Raw genomic sequence first — 12,828 nt, forward strand, 5'->3', positions numbered from 1 at the left:
ATGCTGACCCGACGCGCGTTGCTCAAATCCGCCGTGGCCGCTGGAGTGTTCGCGCCGTTCTACCGCGAGGCGCTCGCCCAGACGGCGAAGCCCATGCGATTGGTGCTCGTGCTGGAGTGCAACGGCATCTATCCCGAGGCGTTCCTGTCCAGTGGGACGCGCACGGCCCTCGGCCCGAAGATTGGCACGCGGCACAACTTCCGCGACGTGTATCCCGGGACGCCACTGATCCGCACGGGAGATGGCCTCGCCAGCGCGTTGTGCCTGGGGCCGCTCGCTGGAAGCAGCGGAGCACCCTCCATGGAGAACCGGGCGGCGGTGTTGCTCGGGCTGTCGTCGACGATCACCGGAGGTGGGCACTCGACGGGAACGGGGGCGCTGAGCTGCGCGGTGAATGGCTCGGCCGCCACCCTCGATGCGGTGCTGGCGCCGAGGCTCAAGAGCACCGCGCCCTTCGACGCCATCCGGCTTGGCACCAGCTCCGCGAGCACCCCCATCGTCTACGAGACGTGTGCGTACGGTCCGCGCAAGCCCGCCGGCATCCTGGTGAACCCGATGCTCGCGTACAACACGATCTTCGGCTCGCTCTCGGCCAGCACGGCGGTGGGCCAGGAGCGCCGGATGCTCTTCGACTTCGCCCGTGAGGACGCGAAGGCCGCGCTCGGCACCTTCAAGGGCAGCTCCCACGAGCGCACGAAGCTGGAGCGCTACCTGGCTTCGCTCGAGGCGCTGCGTGCGAGAGAGACGCAGTTGCAGGCAATGGCGGCACGAGTGAAGCCGCTGCTGCCCCCGGACCCGTCCGTGAATCCGTTGCTTCAGGGAGGCAGCACCCCACCCGACTCCCTCAAGTGGCTCGAGGCGCAATTCGAGATCGCCACCACGGCGCTGCTGGGCGGACTGACGAACCTGGTGGTGCTGGCGGCGGGAACCTCGGGGTTCGACGTGGCTTATGATCCGAGCCTCTCGAAGGTCGGGCGGCACAACCTCCAGCACGGTATCGACACCCCGGCCAACTGGACCGGCATCGCGGCGGTCACCCGGAAGCACGTGGCCCTGGTGGCGAAGCTCGCACGCACGCTGGCGGCGACGCCGGAGCTCAACGCGTCCGGCTCGATGCTGGATCACACGGTGATCGTCTTGATGTCCGACAATGGCGAACAGCACCACTCGGAAGCGCGGGAGTGGCCCAAGCTCGTCCTCGGCGGCAATGCGCTGGGGCTGAAGACGGATGGACGGACCGTGGTGTATCCAGCCGAGGGCACGGCACGCAATCGCCAGGTCTCCAACCTGTTCAACACCCTGGGCCACGCCTTCGGAGATTCCGGCTTCAACACCTTCGGAGCGGAAGGACCGACGAGAATCGCCGAAGGACCCCTGTCGGAACTGATCGGGTAGGGGTGGACGGGAAGCCTTGATGGCATGATGCCCTCCTCTCTTTTGGAGGGCTCCATGGAGCTCCGCATCCAGAATCTGTCCAAGCGCTACCCCAACGGCACGCAGGCGCTCCAGGGCGTCACGCTCACCATCAAGCCGGGCATGTTCGGGTTGCTCGGGCCCAACGGCGCGGGCAAGTCCACGCTGATGCGCACGCTGGCCACCCTGCAGGAGGCCGACAGCGGCAGCGCCTTCCTCGGGGACATCGACGTGCTGAAGGACAAGGACGCGGTGCGCCGGGTGCTCGGCTACCTGCCCCAGGACTTCGGCCTCTATCCGAAGGTGACGGCCGAGGATCTCCTCACCCATCTGGCCACCCTCAAGGGCATCGCCAACACGCGCGAGCGCAAGCAGGTGGTGGACGCGCTGCTGCACCAGACGAACCTCCACCATGCGCGCCGCAAGCAGCTCGGCGGCTTCTCCGGGGGCATGCGCCAGCGCTTCGGCATCGCCCAGGCGCTGCTCGGCAACCCCAAGCTGCTCATCGTGGACGAGCCCACCGCGGGCCTGGATCCCGAGGAGCGCGTGCGCTTCCACAACCTGCTGAGCGAGATCGGCCAGGACGTCATCGTCATCCTCTCCACGCACATCGTCTCCGACGTGCGCGACCTGTGCCCGCAGATGGCGGTGCTCAACGGGGGCCGGGTGCTGCTCACCGGCGCGCCCGAGGACATCATCGCCCGCCTGGAGGGCCGCATCTGGAAGAAGTTCGTGGACAAGGCGGAACTGCCCGCGCTGCAGTCCGCCCTGCCCGTCATCTCCCACCGGCTGTTGATGGGCCGCACGCTCGTGCACGTCTACAGCAGCGGGGCGCCGGACGCCTCCTTCTCGCCGGCCGTGCCGGACCTCGAGGACGCCTACTTCGCCGCCATCAAGGGACACCTCGCGCAGGAGGCGGCTGCCGCCCTCCAGGCCAACGCGGGCTGAGGAGCCACCCACCATGCTCTCCATCGCCCTCTTCGAGCTGCGCCAGCGGCTCAAGCTGCTGTCCACCTGGGTCTACTTCGGCGTCTTCTTCGCGCTCGCCTGTCTGGCGATGAACGCCGCGGGAGGCGCCTTCAAGAGCGTCATGGTGGGCGGAGGCTCCGGCGGCAAGGTGCTCGCCAACTCGCCCTTCACGCTGGTCAATCTCCTCACCATGCTCGGCTTCTCCGGAGTCATCGTCACCGGAGGAGTGATGGGCCAGGCCGTCTACCAGGACTTCGCCCACGGCACGCACGCGCTCTTCTTCACCGCGCCCATCTCGCGCACCCGCTATCTGCTCGGCCGCTTCCTCGGGGCCTTCCTCACGCTCGTCGTCATCTTCTCGAGCATCGGCCTGGGAGCCCGCTTCGGCGCCAGCATGCCCTTCCTGGACCAGAGCATGGTGGGCCCCACCGTGTCGGGCTCGTACCTGCGGCCCTACCTCGTCAGCATCCTGCCCAACCTCTTCTTCACCGGTGCGCTCTTCTTCGGAATGGCCGCGCTCACCCGCCGCATCCTCCCCGTCTACGTCGCCAGCGTGGTGCTGCTCGTGGGCTACCTCATGGGCAACAACCTGGTGAGGGAGCTCGACACGAAGTGGATGGCCGCGCTGGTGGATCCGTTCGGGATGAACGCGCTGCGCCTGGGGATGGAGTACTGGACGGCGGCGGAGAAGAACTCCCTCCTGGTGCCGCTCGAGGGCTGGCTGCTCGTCAACCGGCTCGTCTGGGTGGGCCTGGGCGTGGCCGTGCTCGGCTTCACCCTCCTGCGCTTCCAGCGCACCCACGCGTTGGCGGGAGGCCGCGCGGAGGCCCCCGCCGAGACCGTGCCCGCCCAGGCACCGCTCGCGGCCCCCACCGTCACGCGTGACTTCCGGGGCGCCACCTTCCTGCGGCTGCTCCCACGCCTGGCGTGGTTGGATCTGAAGGAGACGGTGAAGAACGTCTACTTCCTGGTGATGGTGCTGGCCGGCATCATCATGGTCTTCGGCACCACGAGCCAGCTCGGCGCCATCCATGGCACCTCCGTCTACCCGGTGACGTACCTGGTGGTGGAGCTGGTGGGCGGCGGCTTCAGCCTCTTCCACGTCATCATCATCACCTTCTATTCGGGCGAGCTCATCTGGCGCGAGCGCGATGCGCGCATGAACCAGCTCTCCGACGCGCTTCCCGTGCCCGGGTGGCTGCCCTACCTCTCCAAGCTGCTGGCGCTGATGGGCGTGCAGGTGCTGCTCAGCGCGGTGCTGCTCGTCTGTGGAGTGCTGGTGCAGCTCTTCAAGGGCTATACCCACCTCGAGCTCGGCCTCTACCTCACGGAACTCTTCGGCTTGCGTCTGCTGGACCTGTGGCAGTTGTGCGTGCTCGCGGTCGTCGTCCACGTGCTGGTGAACCACAAGTACGTGGGCCACTTCGTGATGGTGCTCTACCTGCTGGCCAGCACCTTCGCCCCGTCGATGGGCTTCGAGCACGGCCTCTACAGCTACGGTGGTACGCCCCCGTATACGTACTCGGACATGAACGGCTACGGGCCCTTCGTCGCGCAGATGGTGTGGTTCCGCGTGTACTGGGCGCTGGTCGCGGTGGCGCTCGCCTTCCTCGCCCACCTCTTCTGGGTGCGCGGCACGGAGAGCGGGGCCGGGTGGCGGCTGCGGCTGGCGGGCTCGCGGGCCTCCACGCCGGTGCGGGTGGGCCTGGGCCTGTCGGTGATGGCGGCCGTGGCCGCGGGTGCCTTCATCTTCCACAACACCAACCGCCTCAACCCCTACAAGACGGAGCACGAGCAGCACGCGGAGTCCGCCGACTACGAGAAGAAGTACAAGCCGCTCGCGAAGGTGGCGCAGCCGCGCATCGTCTCGGTGAAGGTGGAGGTGGACCTCTTCCCCGAGGAGCCGCGCATGCGGGCCCGGGGCACCTTCGGACTCGTCAACAAGACGGCCGAGCCGGTGAAGACGGTGTACGTCAACCTGCCCACCGAGCTGAAGGTGTACCGGCTGGCGGTGGCGGGCGCGGAGTCCGCCTCCGAGCAGGACACGCGGCTGGGCTTCTTCACGTACACCCTGCCCACGCCGCTGGCGCCGGGAGCTTCGGCCGAGCTCCAGTTCGAGCTGGGCCTGGAGCCGCGCGGCTTCCGCAACAAGGGCGCGCAGACGGCACTCGTGGAGAACGGCACCTTCCTCCACAGCACCCTCTTCCCGCGGCTGGGCTACGTGGATGACCACGAGCTCCAGGACGACGAGGCGCGCAAGAAGCAAGGGCTGCCCACCAAGGAGCGCATGGCCGACGTGAACGACCTGGAGGCCCGGCGCAACACGTACATCGCCTCGGACTCGGATTGGATTTCGTTCGAGGCCACGGTGAGCACCTCGCCGGATCAGATCGCCATGGCCCCCGGTTACCTCCAGCGTGAGTGGACGGAGAACGGACGGCGCTACTTCCACTACACGATGGACAGCCCCATCCTGAACTTCTACTCGTTCCTCTCGGCGCGCTACGAGGTGAAGCGCGACACGTGGAACGGCGTGGCCATCGAGGTCCTCCATCACCCGGGCCACACGTCCAACGTCGAGCGGATGATTCAGGCGGTGAAGGACTCGCTGGACTACTACACGAAGAACTTCGGGCCCTATCAGCACCGGCAGGTGCGCATCCTCGAGTTCCCCCGTTACGCCAGCTTCGCCCAGTCCTTCCCCAACACGATTCCCTACTCGGAGAGCATGGGCTTCATCGCGAAGGTGGACCCGGAGGATCCCAAGGACGTGGACTTCCCCTACTACGTGACGGCCCACGAAGTCGCTCACCAGTGGTGGGCCCACCAGGTCATCGGCGGCAACGTGCAGGGCTCCACGCTGCTGTCCGAGACGCTCTCGCAGTACTCGGCACTGATGGTGATGAAGAAGAAGTATGGCGAGGAGCGGATGGGCCGCTTCCTGCGCTACGAGATGGACGGGTACCTGCGCGGGCGCACCTTCGAGCGCAAGCGGGAGATGCCGCTGCTGCTCGTGGAGAACCAGCAATACGTCCACTACAACAAGGGCAGCGTGGTGATGTACGCGCTGCAGGACTATCTGGGCGAGGACACCCTCAACCGCGCCCTGGCCGCGTACCGCCAGAAGGTGGCCTTCCAGCAGCCGCCCTTCACGAACTCGCCGGAGCTGCTCGCCGAGCTGCGCACCGTGACACCCGAGCCCCTGCTCTACCTCCTCCAGGACTTCTTCGAGCGGATCACCCTCTACGAGAACCGGGCGCTGAAGGCGACGTACACCGAGGTGGAGGGCGGGAAGTTCGAGGTGAAGGTGACGGCCAAGGCACGCAAGGTGGAGGCCAATGGCACGGGCACCGAGTCGCCCCTGAAGCTCGCCGACTGGGTGGAGGTGGGCGTGCTCGACGAGGACGGCAAGCCACTGTACCTGGAGAAGGTGCAGGTGACGAAGGAGGACGTGGAATTCACGGCACGGGTGGACAAGCGTCCAGCGAAGGCGGGCGTGGATCCGCTCAACAAACTCATCGACCGCAAGCCGGATGACAACACGGTGGCGGTGGAGAAGCTCTGAGATGCCCTGCCCCCTCCGGAAGGGTGTCAGACGATTCCTCCCCCGGAAGGGTGTCCGGAAGGGTGTCAGACGATTCCTCCCCCGGAAGCGTGTCAGACGATTCGTATAGCCCGGAAGAGTGTCAGACGATTCGTATAGCCCGGAAGGGTGTCAGACGATTCCCGGAAGGGTGCCAGACGATTCCTATAGCCCCCCTCGTCGACTTGTCCGTTCTTCAATGCCGGAACGAGTTCTTTGACACCTTCTCCGGGGACACCTTCTCCGGGAACGAGTTCTTTGACACCTTCTCCGGGAAGGGTGCCAGACGATTCCTATAGCCCCCCTCGTCGACTTGTCCGTTCTTCAATGCCGGAACGAGTTCTTTGACACCTTCTCCGGACACCTTCTCCGGGGAACGAGTTCTTTGACACCTTCTCCGGACACCTTCTCCGGGGAACGAGTTCTTTGACACCTTCTCCGGACACCTTCTCCGGGGCGCGCAGGCGCGTATGGGCAGGAGGATCATCTCCAAGCAGAGAGTAGTCGGACGTGTAGCCGGCGGGCTTGAGGATGGCCATCACCTCGCGAGGCAGCGCCACGGGAGCACGGAGCGTGCCGCGTGAGCTGTAGTGGCGCGCGTCTTTGAGGACGGTCATCACGTCCGCGTAGCGGCTGACGAGCCAGAAGTGGAAGGCGGGGGCGAAGGTGACGGGCGCCTCGCGTCGCAGCCGTGCGTAGAAGGAGAACGGATTCTCGAGGAAGTGGGGCTCGAGGGGGGGTGAACTCGAGCCCGAGCTGGGAGGAGATCATGACGCACATTGTGTCAGGTTCGGTGGGGCGGGACGCACCTCATGTTCCGAGAGGATGCCTCCGAGAGCCGAGAGCATGTCAAAGAACTCCGGAGAGGATGTCGGAGAGAATGGCTCGGAGAGGATGGCAAAGAACTCAAGCAGCACCAGGTGACGCGACACGCGGCGGAAAGGAGAAGGGCGGGAAACGCGCCAAGAAGTCACCCCGCCTCCACCGCACCGCCGCCTCTCTAAATACCGCGACGAACGCCCGGTATTGCTCGCGCAACTCATTCAACGCCTGCCTCGTAGAGGCATGCCCCCATGGCCTCGGACTCCTCTCGAGGCGCTCGGGCCGGGTATGCGGGTGCTGAGTTCTCACCGCCCGCTCCCCCAACACGGACATGCTGCGGCTTCGAGCCTCCGCTTCCACCTCCTCCACCAGTCCCCTCACCGCACGCCGCCTTTCCTCCTGCCCCAGTCCTTCCCAGCACGGCAGTGGCGCCACCTCCAACTCCACTGGCTCGGCCCATTCCTCGGCGAATCTGCCCTCCCCCGCCCCCATGTCCTCGCTTCCCCGCTTGCTCCAGCGCTTCGTCCAGTTGAACCACCGGAACAGCCGCCGTGCTGGCCCCAGCAACTGAGGCAGGCACGTGAGTCCCGGCCACTCGGCACTCCTCTCCACCAGGCCCTCCTTCACTCCATGCGCCAGCACGTAGCGCAACCGTCCCACCAGCGCCGTATCGTCCAGCACTGGCTCCGCCGAATAGCGCCTCTCCCAGAAGCCTCCGCTCCAGTCCACCAACTTGCCCACCTTCCTGGAGAGGTTGGCGCGCAGGTACTGCATGAAGCCGGCGAGCGCGGCCCCCCGTGCCCACACCAACAGGTGGAAATGATTGGAGGCGAAGGTGAAGGCGTACAGCCTCACGTTGCCTCCACTCTGCTGCACGGCTCTGGCCAGCACCCCCCCCACCACCTCGTTCACCTCCTGGCCGGGACGCAGCAAGAGCCGCCCTTGGAAGCACCTGGACGTGACGAAATAAACACCCTCCTCCCGGAACATCCTCAATGGCCAACCCATCCCCATCCCCTTTGTCCCCGCCCGCGGCCCATGAGGCTGAATGCACCCTGTGGGCCAGCCGCAAGCCCTCATAAGGACTCGAGAGCGCCAGGTTCACCCGTCCAGGCTCCAGGCAGTGTCTCACTCTTAAGTTCCCCGTTTTGAGATCTTTGACACCATCTCCGGACACCATTCCCGGCGCGTCCCGATGGGTACACCAGAACGAGCTACTGCGCGGAAGTCCGCGTCAGTCCGGATGGCCGGTTCCTCTATGGCCTCAACCGGGGCCACGACAGCATCGTCGTCTTCGAAGAGCAACAACGTCGTGTCCTTCAAGTGGGATGCCACCAACGGACGGCGGACCGCGCGCAGCTCCGGCTTGTCCCTGACGGCGCCCACCTCCCTGTTGGTGGCGGCATCCCCGGCCTGACGGGCTCGCGTCGCTTGAGCGGCCAGACGCCCCCGACGCTCAGGGCTTTCCACACGGCAGCGCGCGGGCCTTCAGCATCTTGGCCTTTTTGAAGGCACCCCGGGTGTCCGCCCTACAGGCGAGCGGGCTTCGTTGTTCTCCGCGTAGCACTTCGCCAGGCACGCGGTGCTCTCGGGATGATAGGCGGGAGGCGAGACCACCGCCGCACCATCACGGTCCTCGAAGGGCCAGAAGGGTGTCAGACGACTCGTAGAGACGACTTCGAGAGCGCGAGGTGTCGCAACGAGTGCTTTGACACCTTCTCAGCGACACCTTCTCAGCGAGGCGACTTCGAGAGCACGAGGTGTCACAACGAGTGCTTTGACACCTTCACGGGGACACCTTCCCAGGGGGCCTGCAACGAGTTCTTTGACACCTTCACAGGGGATATGCTCCCGACGCACTTCATGAGGCACGGCGACAACATGGAAGATGGCGACACGTACACGTACCCCTTGGAATACATTCCGGGTACGACGCTCAGCCAGGGCATCACCATCGCCGGCCGCTTCACCATCGAGAAGCTGGCCGGCCGCGGCGGCATGGGCTTCGTCTACCGGGCCATCGACTCGCGCACCGGTCAGCGTGTCGCCCTCAAGCTGCTGCATGCCCTCACCTCTCCGGAGGCCGCTTACCGCTTCAAGCGAGAGGCCTTCCTGCTCTCCGAGCTGCGCCACCCCGCCATCGTCTCCTACATCGATCAGGGCGTCATCGAAACGGGTCAGCCCTTCCTCGTCATGGAGTGGCTCGAGGGCGAGGACCTGGCGTGTCGTCTGAGCCGTCAGCCCCTTGGCCTCTCCGAGATCCTGGCCCTGCTGCGCCGTATCACCGAGGCGCTCGCCACCGCCCACCGCCAGGGCATCGTCCACCGCGACATCAAGCCCTCCAACCTCTTCCTGCGAGGGGGGCGCCCCGAGGACGTGGTGCTGCTGGACTTCGGGCTGGCCCGCCATGCCGCTCCCACCCTGGTGGCGGTAACGGGCCCCCACGTGGTGCTGGGAACTCCGGGCTACATGTCCCCGGAGCAGGCCTCCAGCCAGCCTCACATCACCCCCAGCGCCGACATCTTCTCGCTGGGGTGTGTGCTCTACGAGTGCCTCACCGGCCAGCCCCCCTTCGCCGCGCCCCACTTCGCCGCCACGCTGGCCAAGATTCTCATGGCCGAGCCGCCCCGTCTTCACTCCCTGCGCCCCGACCTGCCCCCAGGCCTGCAGGTGCTCGTGAACTGCATGCTGGACAAGGACCCGCAGCGGCGGCTGCCGGATGCCACCAGTCTTCTGAAGTCGCTCGCGACCTTGGAATCCGTATCCGAGCTGCTGTCGTTGCCCGCCCCGCCCTCGGAGTCACTGCCCGTCCAGGCCGCGCACGAGCAACAGCTCGTCAGCGTGGAACAGCAGCTCGTGAGCATCCTGATGGTGTCGCTCCGCACCCTGGCGACGGGCAAGCCGGAGGAGGATGAGGCCCACAGGCGCGCGCTGCGCGATGCGCTGCGCACGACGCTGGCGCCCTATGGAGGCCGGGTGGAGCTGCTGGCGGACGGCTCGCTGGCGGCCACGCTGGTGCTGGAGCGCGGCACCGTCACGGACCAGGCGGCCCTGGCGGTCCGTTGCGCCCTGAGCTTCAAAGAGCGCTGTCCGGACGCCAAGGTGGTGCTGGTGACCGGGCTCGGATTCATGAACCAGCGCCTGCCGGTGGGCTCCGCCATGGACAGGGCGGGGCAGTTGCTGCGCGAGCTGGAGGGGCTGAGCGCTTCCTCGGCGCTCGTCGTGCTGGACGAGGTGACGGCCGGGCTGCTCGGTTCTGGCTTCCAGCTGTCCCGCTCCGCCGGGGGCAACTACCTGCTGCGCGGTGAGCAGCTCGGAACCGACGAGTCCCGCCCCCTGCTGGGCAAGCCCACCCCCTGTGTGGGCCGCGCCCAGGAACTGGCCCTGCTCGAGTTCACCTTCACCTCCTGCGTGGAGGAGCCCGCCGCCCGCGCCCTGCTGGTGATGGCTCCGCCGGGCACGGGCAAGTCCCGGCTGCGCCACGAGTTCCTCCGCCGCATCGAGCGCAGGGCCCCCCAGGCCCTGGTGCTCCGGGGGCGTGGCGATCCCATGAGTACCGGGGCCGCCTCCAACCTGCTGGCCCAGGCGCTGCGATGGCTGTGTGGCGTCGTGGAGGTGGCCCCCCCGGAGGCGCGCCGCACGAAACTGTACGAGCGCGTGGCCCGGCACCTGCCACCCCCCGAGGCGCGGGAGACGGCCGAGTTCCTGGGTGAGCTCTGCGCCATCCCCTTCCCCGAGGAGCAGAGCCCCCGGTTATGCGCGGCCCGGCACGACCCACGGCTGATGAGCGCCTTGGTGAGCAAGGCGCTGGTGACCTTCCTCCGGGCCGAGTGCGCCCACGGCCCGGTGCTGCTGGTGCTGGAGGACCTGCACTGGAGTGACGCGCTCACCGTGAAGCTGGTGGACGAGGCCCTGCGCGGGCTGGCCGAACACCCCTTCATGGTGCTGGCGTTGGCGCGGCCGGAGGTGAAGGAGCTCTTCCCCGGCCTCTGGGCCCGGCGCGTGCTGGAGATGCCGCTCAACGGGCTCAGCCCCAAGGCCGGTGCCCAACTGGTGCGCGAGGTGCTGGGACCGCGGGCGACCGACTCCGTCGTGCGGCGCGTGGTGGAGCAGTCCGATGGCAATGCCCTCTTCCTGGAAGAGCTCATCCGCATGGAGGTGGAGGGGCGTGGGGAGGCGCCACCGGAGACGGTACTCGCCATGCTCCAGGCCCGTCTGATGCGGATGGAGCCGGAAGCCAGACAGGTGCTCCTCGCCGCCAGCTTCTTCGGACGGACCTTCTGGCCAGGGGGCGTGCAGGAGTTGTTGGGAGAGCAGGTGCCGGACGGCAAGCTGGAGGAACACCTGCGGCGGTTCGTGGAGCAGGAGATCATCGAGCCACAGCTCGAGAGCCGCCTCCCCTCCGAGGCCGAGTACCGCTTCCGCCACGCCCTGGTGGTGGACGCGGCCCATGGACTGGTCCCCGAGGCCCAGCGGCCAGCCGGCCACCGGCTGGCCGGCGTCTGGCTGGAGCGCAGGGGCGAGTCGGATGCGACGGTGCTCGCCCACCACTACCAGCTCGGCCAATGGCCGGATCGCGCCGCCCATTTCCATACCCTGGCCGCCGAGCAATTCTACGAGCGCAATGACTTGCAGGGGACGATGAGGTGCGCCGACGCGGCGTTGGCCTGCGGGGTGAGCGGCGAGGTCTTCACACGCCCGCGTGCGCTCCAGGCGCTGGTGGCCCTCAGGATGGAGCAGTTGCCGAGGGTCCTGGAGCTCGGTACTCCGGTGCTCCCCGCGCTGAAGCCGGGCAGCCAACTGTGGTGCTGGCTGTCGGCGGGTTTGATTCTCGCCAACGGCTTCTCCGGGAACCAGGAGGAGACGGACCGGCTGGGCGGACTGCTGCTGCGCACCAATCCGGGGCCCGAGGCGGTAGCGGTCTACGCGGAGGCCCTCAACCAGCTGGGCGCCACGTCGTTCTGGAATGGCGAGCACCAGCGGGCGGAAGCCATGCTCGAGCGCATCCTGGAGGTGGGGGCCGACGTCATGGCGCATGACGCCATGACGCGTGGCTCGATGAGGTTGTTGAAGAGCCAGCTCATCCAATTCTTCGAGAACAAGCCGTGGCAGGCCTTCTCGCTCGCGGAGATGGGGATGCGCGACTACCTCGAGGTGGGCGCGGAGCGCAATGCGTGCATGACGCAGATGGTCCTGGGCAACTGTCTGATCGATCTGGGCGACCAGCCCCGCGCCGTGGAGGTGCTCCGCGAGGCCCTGGCCACCGCGCTCCGGACGGAGCAGCACCACGCGGCGCCCCATGGCCAGTACTACCTGCTGCATGCGCTCTCCCAGAGCTCCGAGCCGGCACACCAGCAGGAGGCCCGCTCGTTGGTGCACGAGTGGATGGACAGCGAGGACGCCCCCTCCTTCAGGCGAGGCATGTGGTACGCCATCGTGGCCCAGATGGCGCAGGCGAGGGGGGAGCTCCACGAGGCGGAATCGTTTGCACGCAAGGCGTGTGAGCTGCTGTCTCCCTTCCTGCTCTTCCTGCTCTTCGCACGCGGCGTTCTCAGTTCCATCCTGCTGTCCCAGGAACTTGCCGAGGAGGCGCGGCAGGTGGCGGAGCTCGGCGTCCAGGATCTGGAGCGGATGGGCAGCACGGGCGTGTATGCGGTGCCCTTGTACCTGGCGCTGGCGGAAGCCCGCCTTGCGCTGGGCGAGGTCAGCCAGGGAGAGGCCGCCCTGCGCCAGGCCTTGAGGTATGTGCACGAGCGCGCCTCCGATATTCCCGATGCCACCGCGCGCGAGCGCTTCCTGCGCCAGGTGCCCCAGAATGCCCGCACCCTCGAGCTGGCCCGCCAGCGTTGGGGTGGCTCCGAACCAGGCTGAACTCCAGAGAAGGTGTCAGAGAAGACACCCTTGCTGCCTACGAGTTGTCCCTAAGAGTTGTCTGACACCCTTCCCGGGGCCTACGAGTCGTCTGACACCCTTCCCGAGCTGCCTACGAGTTGTCCCTAAGAGTTGTCTGACACCCTTCCCGGGGCCTACGAGTCGTCTGA

General features: G+C 67.1%; 5 protein-coding genes and 1 pseudogene. 5 read left to right on the forward strand and 1 reads right to left on the reverse strand.

Going from position 1 to position 12,828, the window contains the following annotated elements:
- From F0U63_RS42350 to F0U63_RS42360, 3 genes are read left to right on the forward strand one after another with little or no spacing between them, the layout of a single operon-like run.
- Positions 1-1,395: a DUF1552 domain-containing protein gene (locus tag F0U63_RS42350; protein WP_395839730.1), complete on the forward strand. Its 1,395-nt coding sequence runs from the start codon at positions 1-3 to the stop codon at positions 1,393-1,395.
- Between the two features lie 54 nt (positions 1,396-1,449).
- Positions 1,450-2,361, forward strand: a complete 912-nt coding sequence (locus F0U63_RS42355) for an ABC transporter ATP-binding protein (protein ID WP_395839733.1) — start codon at positions 1,450-1,452, stop codon at positions 2,359-2,361.
- Between the two features lie 13 nt (positions 2,362-2,374).
- Positions 2,375-5,947: a M1 family aminopeptidase gene (locus F0U63_RS42360; RefSeq protein ID WP_395839735.1), complete on the forward strand. Its 3,573-nt coding sequence runs from the start codon at positions 2,375-2,377 to the stop codon at positions 5,945-5,947.
- Positions 5,948-6,871: 924 nt separating this feature from the next.
- Here the strand turns inward: F0U63_RS42360 and F0U63_RS42365 are convergent.
- Positions 6,872-7,642, reverse strand: coding sequence for a transposase (locus F0U63_RS42365; protein WP_395839738.1), 771 nt, complete (start codon positions 7,640-7,642; stop codon positions 6,872-6,874).
- Positions 7,643-8,026: 384 nt separating this feature from the next.
- Here F0U63_RS42365 and F0U63_RS42370 point away from each other — a divergent pair.
- Positions 8,027-8,077, forward strand: a pseudogene (locus F0U63_RS42370) (hypothetical protein); the annotation flags it as partial.
- A 591-nt stretch (positions 8,078-8,668) separates the two neighbouring features.
- Positions 8,669-12,658: a protein kinase gene (locus tag F0U63_RS42375; RefSeq protein ID WP_395839740.1), complete on the forward strand. Its 3,990-nt coding sequence runs from the start codon at positions 8,669-8,671 to the stop codon at positions 12,656-12,658.
- The last annotated feature ends 170 nt before the right edge of the window (positions 12,659-12,828 follow it).

The organism is Cystobacter fuscus (assembly GCF_044360685.1).
Classification (GTDB): domain Bacteria; phylum Myxococcota; class Myxococcia; order Myxococcales; family Myxococcaceae; genus Cystobacter; species Cystobacter fuscus_C.